At 39.9% G+C, this 23,493-nt stretch carries 19 protein-coding genes; 11 read left to right on the forward strand and 8 right to left on the reverse strand.

What is annotated here, in order from left to right; genetic code table 11:
* The first annotated feature begins 177 nt into the window (after window positions 1-177).
* The 3 genes from ASE42_RS00745 (at window position 178) to ASE42_RS00755 (ending at window position 4,298) form a co-directional block, all read left to right on the forward strand.
* Window positions 178-3,348: an isopeptide-forming domain-containing fimbrial protein gene (locus tag ASE42_RS00745; RefSeq protein ID WP_056765110.1), complete on the forward strand. Its 3,171-nt coding sequence runs from the start codon at window positions 178-180 to the stop codon at window positions 3,346-3,348.
* A gap of 6 nt (window positions 3,349-3,354) precedes the next feature.
* Window positions 3,355-3,915, forward strand: coding sequence for a class D sortase (locus ASE42_RS00750; RefSeq protein WP_056765115.1), 561 nt, complete (start codon window positions 3,355-3,357; stop codon window positions 3,913-3,915).
* Window positions 3,916-4,013: 98 nt separating this feature from the next.
* Window positions 4,014-4,298, forward strand: coding sequence for an AbrB/MazE/SpoVT family DNA-binding domain-containing protein (locus ASE42_RS00755; RefSeq protein ID WP_024427292.1), 285 nt, complete (start codon window positions 4,014-4,016; stop codon window positions 4,296-4,298).
* Between the two features lie 40 nt (window positions 4,299-4,338).
* On the opposite strand, the gene ASE42_RS00760 is transcribed toward ASE42_RS00755, so the two are convergent.
* From ASE42_RS00760 to tcyA, 3 genes are read right to left on the reverse strand one after another with little or no spacing between them, the layout of a single operon-like run.
* On the reverse strand, window positions 4,339-5,082 hold the full coding sequence (locus ASE42_RS00760; protein ID WP_024427293.1) for an amino acid ABC transporter ATP-binding protein: 744 nt from the start codon (window positions 5,080-5,082) through the stop codon (window positions 4,339-4,341).
* Between the two features lie 12 nt (window positions 5,083-5,094).
* Window positions 5,095-5,787: an amino acid ABC transporter permease gene (locus ASE42_RS00765; RefSeq protein ID WP_024424286.1), complete on the reverse strand. Its 693-nt coding sequence runs from the start codon at window positions 5,785-5,787 to the stop codon at window positions 5,095-5,097.
* Complete coding sequence (tcyA, locus tag ASE42_RS00770) at window positions 5,774-6,589, reverse strand: cystine ABC transporter substrate-binding lipoprotein TcyA (RefSeq protein WP_024424285.1); 816 nt, start codon at window positions 6,587-6,589, stop codon at window positions 5,774-5,776. Before tcyA ends, ASE42_RS00765 begins: the two co-directional genes overlap by 14 nt.
* Before the next feature lie 313 nt (window positions 6,590-6,902).
* Between tcyA and ASE42_RS00775 the strand changes: the two genes are divergently transcribed.
* Together ASE42_RS00775 and ASE42_RS00780 are read left to right on the forward strand one after the other, a co-directional pair.
* A complete protein-coding gene (locus tag ASE42_RS00775; protein WP_056765118.1) occupies window positions 6,903-7,517 on the forward strand; it encodes a dienelactone hydrolase family protein in 615 nt (204 codons plus the stop codon).
* A 314-nt stretch (window positions 7,518-7,831) separates the two neighbouring features.
* Window positions 7,832-9,265, forward strand: a complete 1,434-nt coding sequence (locus tag ASE42_RS00780; protein WP_024424283.1) for an amino acid permease — start codon at window positions 7,832-7,834, stop codon at window positions 9,263-9,265.
* A gap of 89 nt (window positions 9,266-9,354) precedes the next feature.
* Here the strand turns inward: ASE42_RS00780 and ASE42_RS00785 are convergent, their stop codons facing one another.
* From ASE42_RS00785 to ASE42_RS00800, 4 genes are all read right to left on the reverse strand, one after another.
* Window positions 9,355-10,905 (reverse strand): MFS transporter, encoded by a 1,551-nt coding sequence (locus ASE42_RS00785; protein WP_024427295.1) that lies wholly within the window; start codon window positions 10,903-10,905, stop codon window positions 9,355-9,357.
* 84 nt (window positions 10,906-10,989) lie between these two features.
* Window positions 10,990-11,844, reverse strand: coding sequence for an SDR family oxidoreductase (locus ASE42_RS00790; protein WP_034622954.1), 855 nt, complete (start codon window positions 11,842-11,844; stop codon window positions 10,990-10,992).
* The gene (gene uxuA, locus ASE42_RS00795) at window positions 11,838-12,935 is read right to left on the reverse strand and encodes a mannonate dehydratase (RefSeq protein WP_034622951.1); all 1,098 of its coding nucleotides are present in this window, start codon (window positions 12,933-12,935) and stop codon (window positions 11,838-11,840) included. Before uxuA ends, ASE42_RS00790 begins: the two co-directional genes overlap by 7 nt.
* A gap of 18 nt (window positions 12,936-12,953) precedes the next feature.
* Window positions 12,954-13,631 (reverse strand): GntR family transcriptional regulator, encoded by a 678-nt coding sequence (locus ASE42_RS00800; protein ID WP_024427298.1) that lies wholly within the window; start codon window positions 13,629-13,631, stop codon window positions 12,954-12,956.
* A 349-nt stretch (window positions 13,632-13,980) separates the two neighbouring features.
* On the opposite strand from ASE42_RS00800, the gene ASE42_RS00805 reads away from it, so the two are divergent.
* The 3 genes from ASE42_RS00805 (at window position 13,981) to uxaC (ending at window position 17,822) form a co-directional block, all read left to right on the forward strand.
* Window positions 13,981-15,147, forward strand: coding sequence for a Gfo/Idh/MocA family protein (locus ASE42_RS00805; RefSeq protein WP_025093649.1), 1,167 nt, complete (start codon window positions 13,981-13,983; stop codon window positions 15,145-15,147).
* 58 nt (window positions 15,148-15,205) lie between these two features.
* Complete coding sequence (locus tag ASE42_RS00810; protein ID WP_034622949.1) at window positions 15,206-16,303, forward strand: Gfo/Idh/MocA family protein; 1,098 nt, start codon at window positions 15,206-15,208, stop codon at window positions 16,301-16,303.
* An 82-nt stretch (window positions 16,304-16,385) separates the two neighbouring features.
* Window positions 16,386-17,822, forward strand: a complete 1,437-nt coding sequence (gene uxaC / locus ASE42_RS00815; RefSeq protein ID WP_056765121.1) for a glucuronate isomerase — start codon at window positions 16,386-16,388, stop codon at window positions 17,820-17,822.
* Window positions 17,823-17,889: 67 nt separating this feature from the next.
* Here the strand turns inward: uxaC and ASE42_RS00820 are convergent, their stop codons facing one another.
* A complete protein-coding gene (locus tag ASE42_RS00820; RefSeq protein WP_056765124.1) occupies window positions 17,890-19,383 on the reverse strand; it encodes a peptide MFS transporter in 1,494 nt (497 codons plus the stop codon).
* A 262-nt stretch (window positions 19,384-19,645) separates the two neighbouring features.
* Here ASE42_RS00820 and ASE42_RS00825 point away from each other — a divergent pair, with 262 nt between their 5' ends.
* From ASE42_RS00825 to ASE42_RS00835, 3 genes are all read left to right on the forward strand, one after another.
* Window positions 19,646-21,433 (forward strand): right-handed parallel beta-helix repeat-containing protein, encoded by a 1,788-nt coding sequence (locus ASE42_RS00825; protein ID WP_056765127.1) that lies wholly within the window; start codon window positions 19,646-19,648, stop codon window positions 21,431-21,433.
* A gap of 197 nt (window positions 21,434-21,630) precedes the next feature.
* Window positions 21,631-22,956 carry an LLM class flavin-dependent oxidoreductase gene (locus ASE42_RS00830; RefSeq protein WP_034283773.1) on the forward strand — a complete coding sequence of 442 codons (1,326 nt, stop codon included), beginning with the start codon at window positions 21,631-21,633 and terminating at the stop codon, window positions 22,954-22,956.
* 17 nt (window positions 22,957-22,973) lie between these two features.
* Window positions 22,974-23,477 (forward strand): GNAT family N-acetyltransferase, encoded by a 504-nt coding sequence (locus ASE42_RS00835; protein ID WP_056765130.1) that lies wholly within the window; start codon window positions 22,974-22,976, stop codon window positions 23,475-23,477.
* The last annotated feature ends 16 nt before the right edge of the window (window positions 23,478-23,493 follow it).

Consider the following 23,493-nt stretch of genomic DNA (forward strand, 5'->3'; position numbering starts at 1 on the left):
AACATAGACAGATCAAATGACGAGAGGTGTATAGTTCTAAAAGTCTATTTTTGTCGAAAATAGTCATTTAGTCATGTTGAGGCATTTCGAAAGTTACTGATATTCTTTACCAAAGTGTGGGAGGTGAACTGGTACATACCTTTATGATATGAAGCAGGGAAAAGAGGAGGTCAAAGAATGAATATATTGAAAAGAACGAGTCAATTATTTCTTATATTGGTGCTGATCGTTGGAAATTTATTAACGGTCTCACCAGCTGTTACGAAAGCCGCTGGGACGGTGGTTGTCAATAACACGGATTCATATATTATTGGGAGTAGACCGCTAGTTCTTCAGCAGCTTGATGGAAATAATCCAACAAATGTAAAAGCTAGTGTACAGGTGAAGGGAATCGATATAGGTGCAGTGAATGGTGTTGCTGTAAGTGATCGAGAAAATGTTGTGTATGCATTTGCGAATAGCACTACCCCTACTCTATATAAAATAAATGCGACATCAGGACAAGCAGAGAGTGTAGCCCAATTACCAGAAGGTGCTTCTAATGCCGTTGTGTATCAAGATAAATATATATATTCTTACGCTTCTAATGGTGAGTATTTCCTTGGAACATACGATTTAGTTACGAAGAAAAAAACGGCCAAAAAAATTGTAGGCTATGACATTGGCTCTGGCGTTGGCGGAGATCTTGTCGTTGATAAGGACGGCTATCTTTGGTTCGCATCAAATGGCAGTGGAGCCATTGCGCAAATGAACCCTGATACAGCAGAGGTCATTCGTGTCATTCCGATTAAAAATGCGGATGGTAAAACGATTGAAGGAGGCGTTCGGGGGATTAGCTTTTTGCCAAATGGACAAATGCTATTACAGTCAGGGTTAAATGAATCCATTGGTCATTCAACTCTTTTTACACTTGATGCGAAAACATTAAGTACAACATATATGGGCACTGTAGGTGATTCATTATCTTACGACTTAGCATCACGAGTAAAGCCAGAATTTGATCCATATCCTCCAGAGCTTGAATCTGAAAAATCAGTTGTCTTACAGAAAAAAGCAGAGGGTAACACAGATGAGAAGCATCCAGAAGTAGGCGACACGTTACTTTATACAATTAAAACAAAAAATACTGTGCAATATGGTATTGTCAAAAATCTGATCATATCTGATAACCTGCCAAGCAGCTTAACGTATGTTTCAGGGTCGCTTAAGGTGGATGGAACAAGCGTAACAGATGCAAAAGATCAAGACAAAGGTGATTATACAAACGGCACTGTTTCAGGTCAAATAGGTGACGTGAAAGATACCGATTGGCACACAGTGACATTTGAAGCGACGGTAGGCAAAGGTCAGGCAGGCAAAGATATTCAAAATACCGCGAATGTCAAAGGGGAAAACACACCACCGGACAAACCAACAACAAACATAGAAATTTACCCGCGTGACCCAAAGCTTGAATCAGAAAAATCAGCCGTCTTACAGAAAAAAGCCGAAGGTAACACAGATGAGAAGCATCCAGAAGTAGGCGACACATTACTGTATACCATTCAAGCCCGTAATGCTGTTGAAGACAGCGTCATTGAAGATCTTGTGATTTCTGACAAGTTACCTCAAGGGTTATCATATGTACCAAATTCTCTACAGATAGATGGAAATCCAGTCACAGATACAAAAGATGATGACAACGGTGATATGACAGACGGAACTGTCATTGGAACGTTCGGTGAAGTGAAAGATGCGAAATGGCATACAGTGACGTTCGAAGTGACGATTAACAAAGGGCAGGCAGGCAAAGACATTCAAAATACAGCCAATGTCACAAGCGGCAACACACCGCCAGATGAACCGACAACGAATGTAGAAATTTATCCGCGTGACCCGAAGCTGACCTCTGAAAAATCAGCCGTCTTGCAGAAAAAAGCAGAAGGTAACACAGATGAGAAGCATCCAGAGGTTGGTGACACTCTTCTTTATACAATTAAAACAAAGAATACGAAAGAAGACAGTCTCGTTGAAAACTTAGTGATCTCAGATGAACTGCCGGAAGGATTGGCGTATGTACCGAATTCACTACAGGTGGATGGAGATACAGTCACAGACGCAAAGGATGACGATAACGGAGACTTTACAAACGGAACCGTTTCAGGACAATTTGGCGACATTAAGGATACAGATTGGCATACGGTGACGTTTGAAGTGACGGTTGAAAAAGGACAATCTGGTAAAGACATTCAAAATACAGCCAATGTCACAGGCGGCAACACACCGCCGGATAAGCCGACAACAAAAACAGAAATCTATCCGCGTGATCCAAAGCTTGAATCAGAAAAATCAGCGGTCTTGCAAAAAAAAGCAGAAGGTAACAAAGATGAGAAACACCCAGAAGTAGGTGATACCCTTCTTTATACGATTAAAACAAAGAATACGAAAGAAGACAGTTTGATTAAAGATTTAGTGATTTCAGATCAATTACCAAAAGGACTGAAGTATGTCACGGGATCTCTTCAGGTTGATGGAGAATCTGTCACGGATGTAAAAGACGATGATAGCGGAGACTACACAGATGGAAAGGTTACAGGTTCTTTTGGTGATGTGAAGGATACGGACTGGCACACGGTGACGTTTGAAGTAACAGTTGAAAAGGGACAGGCTGGTCAAGACATTCAAAACACAGCCAGCGTCACAGGCGAAAACACACCGCCAGAAGAGCCAACAACAGAAACAAAAATTTACCCTCGTGACCCAAAACTAACATCAGAAAAATCAGCGGACATTCAAAAGAAGGCAGAGGGCAACACAGATAAAAAGACACCACAGGTAGGCGATACCCTTCTGTATACAATCAAAACAAAGAATCTTGAAGAAGACAGCATCGTCAACAATCTCGTGATTTCCGATGAACTGCCAGAAGGTCTTCAATATGTCGAAGGGTCATTAAAAGTAGATGGACAAGCTGTTACAGATGCAAAAGATGACGACAACGGAGATTACACAAAAGGCAAAGTAATTGGTCAATTTGGCGATATCAAAGATAACGATTGGCATACCGTAACGTTTGAGGCGAAGGCTGTCAAAGGATCTGAAGGTAAAACCATTCAAAATATTGGAGTCGTGAAGGGTGAGAATGTAGATGAACCAGACAAACCTGAAAACTTAACGACAGTAGAACCACCGAATGTGCCAGAAGTGCCAGCAAATCCAGATCAACCTTCTGATCCACAACAGGATACACCTGGACATCATCTTCCGAATACTGCAACTGCGATGTACAACCTTTTACTAGCAGGATTTGCACTCGTATTAATAGGTGCAGCCCTGATTTTTTGGAATAGAAGAAAAAGAAACGGATAACCAGTCATGTTTCAAAAATTCATCTCAGCGATAATGATCATAGCAGGGCTTTGTCTTGCGATTGTAGGATATTTGAATATCGTTGATGGACAAAAAGAAGTAGATCAGTCATTTCAGTCTGCACAAGCAGCCATTCAGCAAAAGGGGCAAACAGATTCCCCTTTTGCGCCGCAGACTGGTGAAGCGATTGGGCTTTTGCACATCCCAAAGCTAAAAGCTGAGTTACCGATTGTAGAAGGAACAGAAGCAGATGATTTAGCAAAAGACGTTGGTCACTTTCATGACAGTTATTTTCCAAACGAGCACGGACAAATCGTTCTATCAGGGCATCGTGATACGGTGTTTAGACGAACAGGAGAACTTGTGAAGGGAGATCAATTGATTATTGAGCTTTCATATGGACGTTTTGTCTATGAAATCGAGAAAACAAAGATAGTGAAGAAAGATGATCAAACAATTATTACTTTACAACAGGAAAAGGAAGAACTTGTCCTCACCACATGTTACCCTTTTTCCTATATTGGTCCTGCACCAAACAGATATATCATATATGGGAAGCGTATTTAGTCACTGGAACAGCCTGCAGATTAACCGATTTGATCGCTTAATCCCTTCATAAAGAGGGAATCTTTTATATCATATCTAGAGATGCAGGAGGGGGCAATTTGTTAAATAACGATTATGTTAAATATATAGATAAATTTGGAAGAATCGTCCTGCCGACAGAGATGAGAAAACGGTTGAACATTCATCCGCAAGATTTTATGGAGATTTATCGAGAAGAAGACCAAATTGTGATGAAGCCGTATTGGCAGGACAAACCTTGCATCGTAACAGGACAAGTGACGTGTTCCAATAAGGTGCTATCCGGCGGGCTGGTTATCAGTCCAGAGGGAGCGAGACTGCTCCTGCAAGATTTACTGGCACTTCGCCTGCAAAAAGAGATATAAAAAAAGGCTGTCCTCACCACGTGAGAACAGCCTTTTTTCATCATACTGGATTTAATATCCGGTTTAAGAATTGTTTTGTTCGTTCTTCCTTTGGTCGTTTGAAGATTTCTTCCGGGGGACCTTGTTCGACGATGACGCCGCCATCAATAAAAATCACTTCGTCTGCTACTTCTTGGGCAAACTTAATTTCATGTGTGACAACTGCCATGGTCCAGCCTTCCTTCGCTAGATCCTTCATGACCTTTAAGACTTCCCCGACAAGCTCAGGGTCAAGCGCAGAGGTTGGTTCATCAAAAAGCATGAGCTCTGGCTGAATGGCAAGTGCACGGGCAATCCCGACACGCTGCTTTTGACCGCCTGAGAGCTGGAATGGATACAGATCCTTTTTATCTTCCAGACCGACCTTTTGCAAGAGCCGAATGGCTTCCTTTCGAACCGTTTCCTTTGGACGGCGCTGCACCTGAACAGGACCTTCCATCACATTTTCAAGCACTGTACGGTGAGGAAACAGGTGATAATCCTGAAACACCATTCCTGATTTCCGGCGTAACTTCAGGAGATCAGCTGATTTATTTTTTTTCGAAAAATCAATCGAGAAATCATCGAAGGTAAAGGAGCCGCCATTTGGTATTTCAAGTGCATTTAAACAGCGAAGCATCGTTGTTTTTCCTGAACCAGATGGACCGAGAATGGCCACAACCTGCCCTTTGTTGATCGAAAAATCAATCGACTTTAAAATTTCGTTTTCACCAAAGGATTTCTTGAGACCTTTGACTGTTAGCATGTCGTTCCCTCCTTACCTTGCGACATATCGATCAAGTCGTTTTTCAATTTGATGCTGAACGAGCGATAGAATGAAGCAGAATACCCAATAGATGAGGGCTGCTTCCATATAAATAAACAAGATTTGATCCAAGTTCGCCGCAGCAATTTCCTGTGATTTACGGAACATCTCTGCCACGAGAATTTGGGAGGCAAGGGATGTATCCTTCACTAAACTAATAAATGAATTAGAGAGCGGTGGAATCGATACACGCACAGCCTGCGGTAAAATCACGCGGACGAGCGTTTTGCGATGCGTCATTCCGATTGAATAACCAGCTTCCCATTGTCCTTTTGGAACAGACAGGACAGATGCACGGATAATTTCAGACGCATACGCACCTACGTTTAAAGAAAAAGCAATAATGGCACTTGGATATGGATCAAGTGTGATATTAAATGTCGGAAAGAAATAGAAAATAATAAACAATTGCACAAAAAGCGGCGTTCCGCGAACGGCCGACACATAGATGGAGAAAATCCATCTGAGGGCTTTAATCTTAGACATTCTAGCAAGAGCTGTCACAAGCGCGATAAAAATACCAATAATAAAGGCAATGATGGCGAGGGGAATTGTATAATAAATCCCCTGCATCACCATTGGCCAAAAAGATTGCTGAAGAAGATCCCAAGGAATGACGACTCCTAGGATATTATTTTGTAACATCTTCACCAAACCATTTCTTAGAAATCTTAGCAAGTGTACCGTCTTTCTTCATTTCTTTTAATGCGCCATTCACTTTGTCAACGACTTCGCCGCTGCCTTTTCTGAATGCGAAATACGTTTCTTGAGGATCTCCTGTTTCAAATGCAACTTTTAGGTTTTTGTTACCGCTTGTTTTCAAGTAATTCAATACAGCCAATTTGTCATTGAACGTTAGATCAGCACGTCCTTGCTGAATCAATTGAATGGATTGTGCAAGACCTTCAACGCCTTCAATCTTAGCGCCAGCATCTGTTGCTAATTTATTGTAGTTACTTGTTAACGATTGTGCTGCTTTTTTGCCTTTGACATCAGATAGTTTCTTGATGTCGTTGTTATCTGATTTTGTCACAACAATAGCTTGAGATGTCGTGTATTTATCAGAGAAATCATATTGATTTTCACGTCCAGTTTTCCCAACTTGGTTTGCTACCACGTCAAAACGTTTTGCATTCAGTCCAGCAAACATACTGTCCCATTGTGTTTCTTTGAATTCAGGTTTTAAGTCAAGACGTTTTGCTACTTCTGTGATGACTTCTACATCGTAGCCAGTTAATTTATCTGTCTTTTTGTCATGGAAGGTGAAAGGAGCATAAGTTCCCTCTGTTCCGATGGTTAATACACCTTTATCCTGAATGGATTTCCAAAGGTCTCCTGATTCCTTAGACCCAGATTGTTTATTCGCGTTGTCGCTTGCACCAGATCCACATGCCGTGATCAATGCAACACAAACGCCTAAAATAATGGCAAAGAACATTTTTTTCATTTTATTCCCCACTTTTCTTGTTGGTATTTACAACATATGATCTTACAGAGAAGCAACCTAAAAGTAAAGCATTTGAAACTAGCTTGAGCGAATCTCACCAACTTTATGCCCTCAAACGGTCGAACGGACAAACGATAGAACTATACCCAAGTTAAAAGGTGAATAAAACCAATCACAAGTTCAAGATGATTAAGATGATTTGATTGGAGGAACGTTAGATAAACGATTCGGGTAAAATATGCAATGATCATCCCAACGAAATTTTCCAATCGATTCAATTGACTTCTAAGAAACAAAAGGGAAGTGTGAACATTTGCATACATCGAAACAAAAACCTGTCATGATCTTAATACACGAAATATACGGAATAAATGATCATATGAAGAGTATGATCCATTATTTCGACACAGCTGGTTTTGAGGTTTATTGTCCTCATTTATTGGGACAGGCGAAGCACTTCCCTTATGTCAGTGAAAATGAGGCTTACGACTACTTTATGAATAAAGTTGGTTTTGATAAGCCGGTAAAGAGTGTACTGAATCTGGCAAAAGAGTTAAAAACGAAGAATGCCGCGATAGACATATTTCTGCTAGGTTTTAGTGTGGGGGCAACAATTGCCTGGCGATGCAGCCAAAATGATCAGCTGTTTAGAGGAGTTATTGGATTTTATGGTTCAAGGATCAGAGATGACGTCGATCTTGTGCCCGCCTGCAAAACGCTGTTATTTTTCCCGGAGATCGAAGCATCCTTTCATCCAAGGGAGATTGCGAGTGTTTTGGAGAAAAAGGAAAAGCTTTGCGTGACAATAGTAGAGGGTGAGCATGGATTCGCCAATTCATATTCTGCGGCCTTTCACGCTGAATCTAAAAATCGCTGCTTTCAGAAAATAGATGAATTTATCAAAGTGTGTTTGTTAAAAGCAGAATGACTTGTGACTAAAGTGATCATAAGAACTGTCTAAAATGAGACTTGAAAAGAATGAAACGAAACCAGTGTGCAACGATAAAGTTTCAAGCTGGTTTTTTTGTGCAATATTTTAGATATATCGCATCCTATCAAATGACCAGATCCACCACATAGTTGTGCGAACATTACTAAAATAAAGACTTTGAGACAGTGACCATAGAAGGAAGCATATTTATTATAAAAGATGTATAATTAGTAGGTTGTTTTGAAAATGGAATGAATCACATGGAGACATGTTTTGATAACAGAGCATCTTAGAAGAAGGAGGGCATCATTGTGGATGTTGGACAAAATCAGCCTGAACAATTGAAAAGGGCGATGACCTCCCGCCATTTATTTATGATTTCACTTGGCGGTGTCATTGGGACAGGCTTTTTCTTAGGAACGGGCTATACGATTGGACAAGCAGGGCCAGTCGGAGCTGTTCTTTCATATATTGTGGGCGGATTGATCATGTATTTAACCATGCTGTGTCTTGGTGAGCTGTCGGTTGCACTTCCTGTGTCGGGGTCGTTTCATACGTATGCGACGAAATTTGTCAGCCCGGCAGCGGGTTTTGCTGTCGGCTGGATTTATTGGCTCGGCTGGGCAGCAACGGTCGCCCTTGAGTTCTTATCAGCAGGGCAGCTGATGAGGCGCTGGCTCCCGCAAGTGGATGTGTGGATTTGGTGTCTCATATTCGGACTCTGTCTTTTCTTATTAAATGCCCGGTCAGCGAAAGCGTTCGGGGAGTCGGAGTTTTTCTTTTCCACCATTAAGATTATTGCGATTTTACTCTTTATTGGCGTAGGTGGAGCGGCGATGTTTGGGTTTATTGAAACAACAAGCGGTGAACCCGCCCCATACTTCAGCCATTTTGTGAGTGACGGGCTGTTTCCAAATGGCCTGCTCGCTGTTGTGGTTACGATGATAACAGTAAATTTTTCGTTTCAAGGAACAGAGCTGATCGGGATTGCGGCAGGTGAAAGTGAAAACCCTGAGAAAACCGTTCCCCGCTCGATTCATCAGACCGTATGGCGTACACTCGTCTTTTTCGTCTTATCGATTTTCGTCTTAGCGGGTATGGTGCCTTGGAAGGAAGCTAGTGTGCTGCAAAGCCCATTTGTTACTGTGTTTGAGAGAACGGGCATTCCTTTTGCGGCAGACATCATGAACTTTGTCATTATCATTGCTTTATTATCTGTTGCGAACTCTGGCTTGTATGCATCAACGAGAATGCTGTATTCCTTATCGAAGGAAGGAATGGCAGGAAAAGCGTTTAGACGCGTCAATCAGCGCGGTATTCCGATGAATGCCTTACTGCTCACGTTCCTGTTTACAGGGATTTCGCTGTTATCCGGGTTTTTTGCAGAGAAAACGGTATTTGCCTGGATCGTGTCCATTGCCGGCATGAGTGCCCAGACAGGCTGGATCACGATTACATTATCACAGCTGCTTTTCCGTAGAAAATACTTGAAAGCAGGCGGAAAGCTGGAAAACTTAAAATTTAAAACGCCTCTTTATCCGGTGCTGCCAATCATTGCGATCACACTGAATACCATCGTATTGGTCAGTCTTGCCTTTGATCAAGAGCAGCGCATCGGGCTATATGTCGGTGTACCGCTCATGATCATTGGGTATATTGTCTATCACCGCTATGTGAAAAAGCATCAGGCACAAAGTGAGCCACTGAAGCTGCAAATCCATGGAGATGATGAGATCCGGTTTTAAAATATAAAAACACTAAATGTAAGATATTTAAAAACACCTCTGATATCAATCTGAAGGTGTTTTTTTTGAAGTGCAACTAACAACAAAAGTTAGTTCATATCCTGTTTAAAATCTTGTTGTTCAAAATGTTGGCGCTTATTCTGATATCCTACGTTATTATTACCCCAAAGCTTCTCGTAATCCCATCCTGTTAGCGCTTTCAAAACACTTCTTGTTTCATCATCAGCCTGTTCCATTGAACCATTATTCTTTAACCTATTAATTTCATTAATCATAATGGAATGAGTTTTCTTAGATAATTTAAATTTAAATGAAATAACTAAACTAATCCCGACTAGCCCTACAGTTCCGAAAAACAGAATACCTACAATCCCATTTATTGCTGTCGTAGACTGTGTCGTCGCACTTGCAACAAATCCACTTTCCTGTAAAATAACTCCTACCAAAAATGTGGCTAAAGCTGTAGTACTTTTGCGTGTAAACGTCATAATACCTGCAAATATTCCTTCTCTTCTTTTACGAGTGACCATTTCATCTACATCAGGAATGAAAGTGTAAATATTCCATGGTATATAATATAACCCACTCTTTCCGATGCCTAAGATAACAGAGAAAGCATACAGCGCTATAATCATATAAGCTGGTTGTGTGAAGTATAAAAATATATAACCGCTGATACATGTAATAATCGCAATATAAGATATTTTCAAAGATGGCGCAGGACCTATTTTAATCACGAGCCAACCAAACAATATTGTACATACCATTTGAAGTAATGAACCAATAGATAATAAATCGGCTGCCAGCACTGCATCTTTATTTAAAGAAAACACAACAAAGTAGACAAAGACAGCGTTTAAAATATCCATGGCCGTAAACGAACAAATATACATCGTGAGGTGCTGACGGAAACTTCTTATTCTAAAAGTAGATGTTAAGTCAATGATGACTTTTTTGATGGATTCTATAGCAGGTACTTTTTCTACACCATCAGGTTCTATCATGTCTTCTTCTATTTTACGTTCCCATGTTGTTCTATGTGTAATTAATAATGCAGCCATAAAAATAAAGGTGAAGATAATCCCATTGTAAAGAAAAACTTGAGGTGAATCTTTTCCGAATATTTCGAATAATCTGCCTGGAATAAAGGTAGCTAAAAATGTTCCTAGTCCTGAATAGATTAATCTTATTGTTGAGAGCTTGGTCCGTGCATTAAAATCATTCGTCATTTCAGCTCCAAGAGTTTCAAATGGAATTAATACCATTGCTGCAAGGAATTCTAACAAAATATAAACCGTTAAATAGTACCAGTAATTCATATCAGAAATCCAAAGAAGGGAATAAATAATCATCAAAGGGCTTCCAACTAGCAAAAAGAACCTGCGTCTTCCAAATTTTTTCCCAAGTTTTGTACGACCGAAATTATCAGTGATATGGCCCATAATTGGGCTTGCTATCGCATCAATAATACGAGCAATTGCAATAATAGATCCTGCTTCAACAGGGGTAAGACCGCAGTATGTAATGAAAAAATATAACATCCATGCGCCTATTATAGCGAATGCTCCCCCTCCAAATAAATCCATTGTTCCATAACCAATATAATTTTTGAGTGTTAGTTTCCTGTTCTCAGTCTGCATTCTTATTTCTCCTTTCCAAGCCTACTTATAAATTTAAAAAAACATATAAAATAAAGATGTATGACAAGGAAAAAAATAAAAATATTAAACACCTGAATACGCCATAAAACCTCCATCAACAGGAATTGTCACGCCGGTAACAAATGCTGACATATGATCATCAACAAGCCATAATAGGGTACCAAGAAGATCTTCTGGCGTACCAAACCTTCTCATTGGTGTGTTCGAAATAATCTTATGAGACCTCTCTGTATAATCTCCTTCTTCATTTAGGAGAAGGTTTTTATTTTGTGAGGTTAAAAAGAAGCCCGGTGCAATGGCATTTACTCTAATTCCTGCCTCAGCCATATGAACAGCTAACCATTTGGTGAAATTTTCAATTGCTGCTTTTGCCGCGCTGTAAGCAGGCACTTTGGTCATTGGAGAAGGGGCACTCATAGATGACATGTTGATGACAACTGCTCCCTTTTGATGAACCATATGTTTAGTGAAAACTTGTGTAGGAATGAACGTCCCCATAAAATTTAAATCAAATACATTTTGTACACTATCTGTACTTAAATGAAAAAAAGTATTTACCTTAGGATTAGTAAGATCTTCTGTTTGAAATATTTCGTTGGTTGTATTTGCACTGGAGTGGTTACCACCAGCTCCATTTATCAATATTGTACAATTGCCTAATTCCTCTGTTACAATCTTCTCGGCTTGTTCCACACTATCTTTATTCAGAACATCACATTTAATCGCAATCGCTTTCCCACCCATAAGGTTAATTTCTTCGGCTACCTTTTCGCCCTTTTCGACTGTTCTATTTAAAATAGCCACAGACACGCCATGTCTAGCAAGTTCCTTTGCCATGGCGCTGCAAAGTACGCCACTTCCTCCTGTTATGACAGCTACTTTACCAGCTAAATTTTTATTTTCTTGTATGTTTACCATGTAGCTTCCTCCTTTGCTTCTTTTCGTACAGACTGTTTATTTTTTAAAGCATCCCAAGCTCCCCACAAATACATAATTCCAAGTGCTCTATCATAAAGACCATATCCAGGCCTGCATTGTTCATCCCAAATGTGTCTTCCATGATCGGGTCTGCAATAACCTTTGAATCCGCTTTCATAATAAGCATGTATAATGGCTGAAACGTCTACTGATCCATCTTTTGATCGATGCGATGTTTCAACAAAGTCCCCGTTATCATATACACGTACATTTCTTATATGAGTAAATGGTATTCTATCAATAAATTCGTGAATCATAGAAACTAAATCATTTTCTAAATTTGCTCCTAAAGATCCTGTACAGAGCGTTATACAATGAGATGGGCTGCTATTTAGTTGTAAAATTTTTCTGATGTTTTTTTGGTTAGTTACTATTCGCGGTAGACCAAAGACAGGCCAAGGTGGATCGTCAGGATGAATAGCCATTTTAATATCATGAAGTTCTGCAATTGGAATAATCTGATCTAAAAAATATTTCAAGTTGGCCCATAAATCATCTTCTGTTATATTTTTGTAGGCTTCAAAAAGTTGGTGGAGGTGATTTAACCGCTCTGGTTCCCAACCTGGCATGGTTAAACTGGAGTTCTCACTAATTTTATTTACTAATTCTTTCGGATCAATATCTTTAATTCGACTATGTTCATAAAATAGAGCTGTAGATCCATCAGAAAGTGTTTTATTTAAGTCTGTACGGATCCAATCAAAGACAGGCATAAAGTTATAACATATGACTTTAACACCTACCTTTGCTAGCTTCTGAATTGTTTTCTTATAATTTTCTATGTATCGATCTCTAGTTGGAAGTCCGAGCTTAATGTCTTCATGAACATTCACGCTTTCAACTACTTCAATATGAAGGTTATGTTTATCAGCTAATTTTTTCATTTCTAACATTCTTTCTATTGGCCACTCTTCTCCTACGGGCACATCATGCAGTGCCCAAACAATTCCTTCCACTCCTGGAATCTGCTTTATTTGTTCCAGTGTGATCGTATCGTTTCCTTCTCCAAACCATCTGAATGTCATCCTCATCTACCATCACCCCTAATGTTATTTAAAATAATTTGGATATTCTTTCTTCAATAATTCTTTATCAACAAGTGCAATTTTCAAATGCTCTTCCATGATTTTTTCAGCTTTATCAGCATCTTGATCTTGTATAGCTTTGAATATATCCACATGTTGGGAAAGAATATTATCCCAATTATAATCTGTTACTAGCCTTAACATGCGGCTCCTATTAAAGTGTACATTCATCTGTTGAATAACTAACCATGTTTTTTCTTTTTTACATCGTTTGAAAATAGTTCTATGAAACTCCTCATCTAATTCAAACATTTTTTTATAGTCTTTTTTCTTAACGCAAATTTTTTGCATACTTAAATTCATATCTAAATCATTAATCAGCTCTTCCGAAAATTCCTGACAGGCTAGTCTAATCACTGCCTTCTCGAGATGTTCTCGCATAAACCGTGCTTCCTCCACAAGGTTCAAATCAATTAAAGAAACAAAAGTACCTCGTTGAGGATAGATACTTAATAATCCTTCTTGAGATAATTTTAAAAAGCTTTCTCTTACAGGAGTTCGACTAACATTAAATTGAACGGATATTTCTTTTTCAGAAATATTTGTCCCAGGTGGAAGCTTCAGGCTTAATATTTGATCTTTTAGCATATTGTAAACTTGTTCCCTCGTAGAGAGGTTTTGGTTTTTAAAATCAATATTCATTATTCTAATCTCCTTTCTCTAACATACTACCATACAAGTAGATTAGAATGGTAGACATTCATTTCATTTTTCTGAATACTTTCACTGTAAGCATCTCTTGATGATTCCACTATGTAAGCCATAATCAATCATAAAAGTGCGGGATATTAAAAAGAAAATTCAAAAAACTATACAAAATTCAAAAAGATTAAGTTATAATGTTTTTGAGCTACCATACTAGTATAACTAGAATATTAATAAAACGAACGGTACTCTGATCTATCAGCTAGGTGAATTATTCAGTTTTTTGAAAGCGCTATCTCATTATTAGAAGTGAAAATTTATCTTATTGCAGAAGGGAAAGATTGATATGTCCAACATCGCCATTATAGGAACTGGATCTATTGCAACTGCCCATATCGAGGCTTATCTTGCAATGCCTGAAATCAGTAAAATTGTAGCTTTAGCTGATATTTATCCTGAAAAAGCAATGTCTGCAGCAACAAAATATAACCTGGAAGCACGAGTTGTCGCTAACTACCAAGAATTATTGAATGATCCTACGATTGATGCCGTTTCCATTTGTACACCTCCTTATATGCACGCAACCATTGCCATCGATTTTCTTAAAGCAGGCAAACATGTTTTAGTAGAAAAACCTATGGCTTCTTCTCTAAAAGAATGTGACGAAATGATAAAAGCATCTATTGAAAGCCAGAAGCTTTTATCCGTTGTTGCTCAAAACAGGTTTATGACGCCCATTATGAGATTAAAACATGTCCTTGATCAAAACCTAATTGGAAAAATCGCTCATACTCAAGTTGATTCTTTTTGGTGGCGTGGTCATAGTTATTATGATTTATGGTGGCGCGGTACATGGGAAAAAGAAGGTGGAGGTTGTACACTTAATCATGCTGTCCATCATATTGATATGTTGCAATGGATGTTAGGATTGCCGACTGACATTTTTGCAGCAACTAGTAATACCTTGCATGATAATGCAGAGGTTGAAGACCTTTCTATTGCTGTACTTCGCTATGGAAATGGCAGCTTAGCACAAGTAACCAGTTCTGTTGTTCATCATGGAGAAGAACAACAATTGATTTTTCAAGGTGAAAAAGCTAGAGTATCTGTCCCATGGAAAGTAAATGCTCAAATAGCTAAAGAAAATGGGTTTCCTCAAGAGAAAAATGATGAGGATTTAGAAAATCGTATTCAGGAAGCTTTTCATCAATATCCGGAATTACTATTTGAAGGGCATAAAGGACAAATAAATAATTTTTTAATGGCTATCAAGGGTAACCAGAAGCTTTTAATTGATGGAACAGAAGGAAGAAAAACACTAGAACTTATTACAGCCATCTATAAATCTGCAAACCAAGGTGTTCATGTGAAGCTTCCTCTTTCAGCAGACGATCCTTTTTATACACGTGAAGGAATGCTCGCGAACGTTAAGCATTTTTATGAAAAACAAAGCAGTGTAGAAAATTTTTCAGACGATACGATAACCGTTGGAGGAAATTACGAGAAACTATGAGTCTAACGTTATTAAATTATTAAAAATAAACTGGAAGCTAGCTAGAGGAGGAACAATCATGCAGAAAAGTGATGGAATGAATTATGCTCCTAAGGGAAAAAGTGCCCCTGTTGTTACAGAAGGACAATTCGTCATGGCGGCAATAGGTCTTGATCATGGACACATCTATGCAATGTGCAATGGATTAACTGAGGCTGGGGCTACATTAAAATGGGTTTATGATCATGATCAGAAAAAAGTACAAGAATTTTGTAAAGCATATCCGGAGGTACAGGCAGCCAAAAGTGAGAAAGAAATTCTCGAAGATCCAGATGTTAGGCTCGTGGCAGGCGCAGCCATTACATCTAAACGCTGTGATTTAGGGCTGCGTGTTTTAGATCATGGTAAGCATTACTTTACCGATAAATCACCTTTTACAACGTTAGAACAATTGGAGCTTGCTCGTAAAAAAACAGCTGAAACGGGACTTAAATGGGCTGTTTATTATAGTGAACGTTTGCACGTGGAGAGTGCCGTATTTGCTGGTCAATTGATTGAACAAGGAGCCATTGGAAAAGTGGTACAAGTTCTTGGAACTGGCCCACATCGTAGTAATGTGGAAAGCAGACCAAGCTGGTTTTTCGAAAAGGAATATTATGGAGGTATTCTATGTGATATTGGCAGTCACCAAATTGAACAATTCCTTTTCTATTCTGGCGCAAAAGATGCAAAAGTTGTACATAGTAAAGTGGGCAATTATAAGCATCATCAATATCCAGAATTAGAAGACTTTGGTGATGCTACTTTGATTGCTGATAATGGGGCTACAAACTACTTTAGAGTAGACTGGCTGACTCCTGATGGCCTTAGCACTTGGGGGGATGGGCGCACATTCATTCTTGGAACAGATGGGTATATTGAAATTCGCAAATACGTAGACATCGCAAGGGATAAAACAGGAGACCATTTATACTTAGTAAATCAACAGACAGAGCAGCATTTTTCTCTAAATGGAGAAGTAGGATTCCCTTACTTTGGTGAACTTATTTTAGATTGTTTAAACGATACTGAAAATGCTATGACTCAAGAGCATACTTTTAAAGCCGCAGAACTATGTTTAATTGCACAACGAGACGCAATCTATGTAAATACGGAGGTTGAATTAAGTAAGATTTAAAAAAGTGAGGTGTTATTTTTGTTAATAACACCTTATTTCATTTAATTGAGATTTTCTAAACATAAGTATAGAGGTGACGATATTGTCTACATTCCTAAGCGAAGATATGATGCTTAATCATGAAAGTTCAAAAGTTCTTTATCATGATTACGCGAAAAATATGCCAATCTATGATTTTCATACGCATTTAATGGCTGATGACATTGCTGCTAACAAAAAATATGAAAATATGACTGATATTTGGCTTAATGGAGATCACTATAAATGGAGGGCGATGCGATGGTTAGGCGTAGAAGAAAGATTGATCACGGGGAATGCAAGTGACAAGGAAAAATTCTTAGCTTGGGCGCAAACGGTTCCATATACAATAGGAAACCCTCTTTATCATTGGTCACATTTAGAATTAAGTCGTTATTTCAATATAAATGAGTTGTTCTCAGAAAAAAATGCACATCAAGTTTGGGATATTTGTAATGAGAGATTAAATGAAAGTAACATGTCCACAAATGGAATTTTAGAAAAATTTAATGTAAAAGTTGTGTGTACGACTGATGATCCAATCGATACTTTAGAACTTCATCAAATCATACGTAAAGATGTAGGAATTAAAACTAGGGTCCTACCTACATTTAGACCGGATCATGCTTTAAATATTGAACAATCGAATTTTGTGAACTATATAGAAAAATTAGGTGATTCAATCAACGGCGCTGTTTTAACATATGAAAACTTTATCGCTTCATTACATTCGCGAATTGATTATTTTCACGCGAATGGATGCAGAATTTCTGATCATGGTTTTGAAATATTTCCATTTTCACCAGCTACTGAACAAGAAGTGTCTTCTATATTTGTACGTGCTCTGCAAGGAAAAACACTATCCCTAGAGGATATCAATAAATTTAAAACAAACACTCTTCTTCACCTGAGTAAAAAATATCATTCTCTTCATTGGACCATGCAATTACACATAGGTGCTTTAAGGAATAATAACACACGAATGTTCAAGTTAACGGGGAAAGATAGTGGGTACGACTCTATGTCTGACTTCCACCTAGCAAGACATTTAAATGGTTTTTTGAATGAATTAGACAAAGACAACCTTTTACCTAAAACCATCATCTATAATTTAAATCCCGCTCATAATGCGATTGTGGCCTCTACTATAGGGAATTTTCAGTCTTCTGATGCCAGAGCAAAAATTCAATTTGGGTCTGGGTGGTGGTTTAATGATCAAAAAGACGGCATGCTAGATCAAATGAAAACATTATCTAATATAGGTTTGCTTAGCACTTTCGTAGGGATGCTTACAGACTCAAGAAGCTTTTTATCGTTCCCTCGCCATGAATATTTCAGAAGAATCTTATGTGATTTATTTGGGACTTGGATAGAAAATGGTGAGCTTCCAAGGGATTACGAATTTATAGGAAAAATAGTCAAAGATATTTGTTATCACAATGCCGTGAATTATTTTAATATTGAAATAAATGAGACAGTACCAATGAAAACGAATGAATAATGCAGTAAGATAATGATTATAATTAAAGTAAAAAACTGGACATGATGTACTCATGCCCAGTTTTTTATTAATGAACGCCTTTCATCGCTTTCTTAATCACTGGTGTCAGTAATAGCATCACAACGCATAAAACGATGGCAAGGAATCCGATGATACCGAAATAGACGGTTTCCGGCACTTTATCAAACAGTTTGACTACTTGCGCATTGATCGCCTGTGCCATTGCATTTGAAAGGAACCAAAGGCTCATCGTTTGCGCTGAGAAGGCAGCAGGGGCCAGCTTTGTTGTCGCTGACAGTCCAACTGGTGATAAGCAGAGCTCTCCGATCACGACGAGGAAGAAGCTCAGAACGAGCCATAATGGGCTCACAAGTGTGTTCGGACCAGACATGTATGCAGGAATGATCATGATGATGAAGGATAACCCTGCAAACAGAAGACCGAGTGAGAATTTAATCGGGGTAGACGGCTGTTTCTTCCCAAGTCTGACCCATAACCAAGCAAACACTGGAGACAGCAGCACAATAAAGATTGGGTTCAATGATTGGAACCATGAAGACGCTAGTGTCATCCCAAGGAAATTCAAGTTTGTTCGTTGATCTGCATATGTTGCTAAAATGTTTGAGCCCTGCTCTTGAATCGCCCAGAACATCACGGCAGCAAGGAACAATGGAATATAAGCGAGAACCCTGGATTGTTCCACTGCGCTCGTCTTTTTACTGAAATACATGACAATGAAATAAACAATCGGAATGAGTACACCAAGGGCACTGACAAACCAAGTGAATAGATTAATTGTGAGTGCGCCTGTTTGAATGCCAATGACAGCAAAAACCGCAAGCAAAATCACAACCAATGATCCGTAAATTTTGAAGTTCTTACGTTCGGCAGCTGATAATGGATTTGTCACATAAGTGCCGGCAAGACCAAGATTCGGTTTTTTTGTGACCACAAATGTAATAAGTCCAACAAGCATCCCCACGGCAGCGAGTGAGAACCCGAGGTGGAAATTCACTTTTTGACCGAGTGTTCCGACAATTAATGGGGAGATAAAGCCACCCATGTTGATCCCCATGTAGAAAATACTAAATCCAGAGTCCCTGCGCGGGTCTGTTTTTGTATACAGGTCGCCAACAATGTTTGAAACGTTTGGCTTGAGAAGACCTGTCCCGATAATAATCAGTCCCATACTAATAAAGAGCGCTGTTGCTCCGCTTGGCAAAGCCAAAATCACGTGGCCAAGCATAATAAAAACTCCGCCATAAAACACCGTACTGGACGAACCAAATACCCGGTCGGCGAGCCATCCGCCAATCACTCCTGACATATAGACAAGCGCACCGTAGACAGACATGATCGAATTGGCTGTCGTCTGGTCAAAGCCTAGACCGCCTTTTGTCACCTCTGTGTACATATAATAAATAAGCAGTGCACGCATGCCATAATAGGAGAAACGCTCCCAAAATTCAGTGAAAAACAGTGTGTAAAGTCCTTTAGGATGTCCAAAAAACCCTTTTTGAGGAACACTTTTAACAATTTTATCGTGATCAATTGTAGACATGGCATAGATCCTTTCTTAAAAAAAGAGATATGAGAAAAATGATATTCTTGTATAGTTCTTGTGTCAATATAAAACTATTCTAAAACAGGAAAATGTTAGTTCAATAGGCGTAAAGACTCAAAAAATTGAAAAATTCTTTGAAGTGAAAATTATCGGAAAGTTATTCCAAAAGAATTTATTTAAAATTTGAAGGAATGTACAAGCAAACCTTTACCACATGCATAGGATGACAAGAGAACATGTGTGAAAAGGAGTGATTAGGTTGGGGGAATTGAATGAATCTGATCTAAAAAAACCAGTTGTCAATGTACTAGATTTTGGCGTAATTGCTGACGGGAAAACGGATTGCACAGCTAAGCTCAATGAATGTTTAGAGTGGACAAAAGCACAGGGATATTCCCATATCTGGCTGCCGAGCGGCACATATTTAATCGATGCGGTGTACAGAGGTGATCCATTTTTTCCTTTCCGAGGTGCAGGTATACGGGTGCCAAGTCATATATGCATTGAGATGGCGTCAGACGCTGTAATAAAGGTGAAACCAAATGATTCATGGGGGTATGCAGCTTTTTATATAGGAAAGGTTGAGCATGTGACCATTCGAGGCGGGCGTATTGAAGGGGATCGTCATGAGCATGTATACAAGCCGCTCCCCGCTGAACGAAAAACCCATGAATGGGGCTTTGGGATATGTATTGAAGGTGCCTCCCATGTAGAGGTCAATCATGTCCAAATAAAAAATTGTACGGGAGACGGCATCATTGTCAGTCCCCACGGTTTGTTGACAGAGGGGGAACCATACTCGCCTGCTGCATCTATTGATATTTCTGGCTGCACCATCACAGATTCGAGACGCAACAATATTTCGATTACAGGCTGTGATGGGGTTATTGTGGAGGACTGTCTCTTGGAAAGAGCAGGAGTAAATGGGGTCGAGCCGAGAATGGGTATTGATATTGAAGGCTATGGAGAAAATGCCGTTAATATGGAGGAGCCTCTGAATATTCAGATTCGCAACAACATCGTCAGAGGAGGGGCAGCGAGCTCCATCTATAACTTTAACGGTTATGGTGTGATCATTGAAGGCAATCATACAGATAGCAGTATCTCCTATGGTTTCTCCACCGAAACGATCATTGCCAACAATATGATTCGTGCAGTGGGAGGGGGTGTGACAAAAGCAGGGATTACGAGCTTAGGCGTCTCACTTGGTCAAACGGAAAACAATGTGGTGATTATTGGCAATATGATTGAGGGGTTTGAAAAAGGGATTGATGTGAGGGGAGACAGTGTTCACATTACAGGCAATAAGATTAGTCTTTTTGAAGATGCGGCTGTGTCCGTTTATATGGCGAATCGTATTCTAATAGAAGGAAACCATATTGAATCAGGAACGAATACCGGAAAAAGAAGCGCCTCGCTGCGTATCTATCAATCGGATAGTGTCGTCTTTTCAAACAATACGGTCTACTCTGTTATCGATGCGGCCGTGGTGAGAGGAACGAATATTCTCATCCAGCACAATCAATTCAAAGAATTCAGCAGAGGAATCTGGGTGCAGGAAGGGGAAGTCGGGATCAACGGCAATCACTTTATTCAAGAAGGACATCCGGAGCTAGATTCTTCCTATACGATCAGTGTCACCGAAAATGCAAAGGCTTTCATCTGGCAGAATCGCTTTAAAAACTATCAAAACTACGCTGTATACAGCAGCACGACGGGGGCATTAGAGATTAAAGATAATTCCTTTGAAGAAACATCCTTATATGTGGTGATGTATATTAAAAATGGTTCGCCACAAATTGGAGATAACCGTTTCTATTTAAATCGATCGATCGGACAGCCGACGGCGATCTTTATTGACCAGGCCGCCTCAGCCCGTGTGCTGCGCAATAACATCATCAATCTATCTCCTCAAAAAGCGATTGCTGTCCGCACCGCAAATTCCACTCATTCTGTCATCGCTCACAACATGCTGGAACGCAGTCAATTGTTGACACATACCACAGACCGGCTCATCGGAAATATTGAGATTGATACACCATCATGAGCGTTTGAAATCCCTTATTTTGGAGGTTCAGAAGGCGGTTGACAATCCTGTAAAAAGGGCATATAGTAATAATTATTTTTCATTTTTCGCAACATTTGCCCTTTTTTTATTAATAAAACCGATTAATTCAATCAGAAAAATGTATCTTCTAAGACTTCAGTTTGATACATGTAGGATATAGAAAGGATGAAGAACAAGTGTCACAGCCGAAAAGGAAGCTCAAGCTAGGCGTATTCATCGCAGGAACTGGACATCACGTTGCCTCTTGGAGACATCCGAATGCAGTACCAGATGCAGCCATGAACCTAGATTATTTTAAACAATTAGCGAAAAAGGCAGAGGAAGGAAAGCTGGATTTGCTCTTTTTAGCCGACAGTTTATCCATTAATCAAACCTCTCATCCGAACGTATTAACGAGATTTGAACCGCTCACGCTGCTTTCATCGATTGCTGAGTCTACTTCAACCATTGGTTTAGCAGCAACAGCTTCCACTACATACAGTGAGCCTTTCCATATTGCAAGGCAGTTTGCCTCCCTTGATCATTTATCAGGCGGAAGAGCGGCATGGAATGTGGTCACATCTTCTATTGAAGAAACAGCGAAAAATTTTAGCGGAGAAGAGCATTTAGCACACCATAAACGATATGAGCGTGCAGAAGAGTTCGTCGAAGTCGTCAAAGGTCTCTGGGATTCTTGGGAGGAAGACGCCCTTGTCAGAAACAAGGAAACGGGAGAATTCTTCGAATCTAGTAAGCTTCATGAGCTCCAGCACAAAGGTGAGTTCTTCTCAGTAAGAGGTCCTCTCAACGTATCACGCACGCCGCAAGGGCAGCCCGTGATCATTCAAGCAGGATCTTCTGAAGATGGCCAAAAGCTTGCAGCAAAAACAGCAGAACTCATTTTCACTGCACAAAACGATCTTGATAAAGCGAAGGAATTTTATCAAAGCTTGAAGGGGAAAGTAGAGGCTGCTGGCCGTGCTAGAGAGGACGTCAGCATCATGCCGGGTATCTTCCCGATCATTGCTGATACAGAGGAAGAAGCCCAAGCGAAATATGAAGAATTACAGGAGCTGATTGTTCCTGAGATTGGACTGAGCATTCTGCAAAATTACTTAGGCGGGATTGATCTGTCTCAGTATCCTTTAGACGGGCCGCTTCCAGAGATTGATCCGAGCACGTCAAATGCGGTGAAAAGCCGTTTTGATCTCGTGATGAATATGGCGAGAAAGGATAACCTGACCATTCGCCAGCTTTATCAATCGGTTGCCGGCTCACGCGGTCATAATATTTTCATTGGAACGCCGCAGCAGCTGGCAGACGTGATGGAAACATGGCTTCGTGAAGAAGCAGCAGACGGCTTTAATGTCATGCCGCCGCTCTTGCCAGAAGGGCTGGATGTGTTCGTAGACCGCGTCGTCCCAATCCTTCAGGAACGAGGCTTATTCAAAACCGATTACACAGGACAAACCTTACGAGAAAATCTTGGATTAACAGAGCCAAAAAATCGCTACACGACATAAGGGTGAGGTGACTAACGTTGGGATACACGTTTCGTCTGGCAACAGAGGCAGATATAGAGGCGCTGCTTGAACTGACAACAAGAGCCTACGAGCCAATTCGTGAGCTAGGCATCCAGTTCCAAGCAGCACATGCTGATTTCGCTCTCGTTCAGAATAATGTACAAAAGAATCTTTGCTATGTGATGGAAGAAAACGGAGAGCTTCTATCCACCTTATCACTCCGTATGCCTTGGGGAGAGCAGCCAGGACCATTCGGCGTCCCTCACATCTGGTGGTTTGCCTCAGAACCAGCTGCCAAAAAAGGCACAGGCTCAGCCTTGCTGGAATGGGTTGAAACCGAAGTGCTAAGGGATACACTGAAGGTGCCGTACGTGTCGCTCGGTACAGCTGATAAGCATCCATGGCTCATAGAGATGTATGAGCGTAAAGGCTATGTCAGAGCAGGAGAAAAAGATTTAGGCAAAGGTCATATCACGGTTTATTTCAAAAAACAATTAAGATCAGATATCACACAACAATAAGACGAAAGAAGGGTTT

This window comes from Bacillus sp. Root920 (genome assembly GCF_001429445.1).
Taxonomy (GTDB): domain Bacteria; phylum Bacillota; class Bacilli; order Bacillales; family Bacillaceae; genus Bacillus; species Bacillus safensis.

Bases quoted from the DNA above. Each gene is read 5' to 3' on its own strand.
- ASE42_RS00745 (WP_056765110.1), top strand. From the start codon at position 178: ATGAATATATTGAAAAGAACGAGTCAATTATTTCTTATATTGGTGCTG.
- ASE42_RS00750 (WP_056765115.1), top strand. From the start codon at position 3,355: ATGTTTCAAAAATTCATCTCAGCGATAATGATCATAGCAGGGCTTTGT.
- ASE42_RS00760 (WP_024427293.1), bottom strand. From the start codon at position 5,082: ATGCTAACAGTCAAAGGTCTCAAGAAATCCTTTGGTGAAAACGAAATT.
- ASE42_RS00765 (WP_024424286.1), bottom strand. From the start codon at position 5,787: ATGTTACAAAATAATATCCTAGGAGTCGTCATTCCTTGGGATCTTCTT.
- tcyA (WP_024424285.1), bottom strand. From the start codon at position 6,589: ATGAAAAAAATGTTCTTTGCCATTATTTTAGGCGTTTGTGTTGCATTG.
- ASE42_RS00785 (WP_024427295.1), bottom strand. From the start codon at position 10,905: ATGCAGACTGAGAACAGGAAACTAACACTCAAAAATTATATTGGTTAT.
- ASE42_RS00790 (WP_034622954.1), bottom strand. From the start codon at position 11,844: ATGGTAAACATACAAGAAAATAAAAATTTAGCTGGTAAAGTAGCTGTC.
- uxuA (WP_034622951.1), bottom strand. From the start codon at position 12,935: ATGAGGATGACATTCAGATGGTTTGGAGAAGGAAACGATACGATCACA.
- ASE42_RS00800 (WP_024427298.1), bottom strand. From the start codon at position 13,631: ATGAATATTGATTTTAAAAACCAAAACCTCTCTACGAGGGAACAAGTT.
- ASE42_RS00805 (WP_025093649.1), top strand. From the start codon at position 13,981: ATGTCCAACATCGCCATTATAGGAACTGGATCTATTGCAACTGCCCAT.
- ASE42_RS00810 (WP_034622949.1), top strand. From the start codon at position 15,206: ATGCAGAAAAGTGATGGAATGAATTATGCTCCTAAGGGAAAAAGTGCC.
- ASE42_RS00820 (WP_056765124.1), bottom strand. From the start codon at position 19,383: ATGTCTACAATTGATCACGATAAAATTGTTAAAAGTGTTCCTCAAAAA.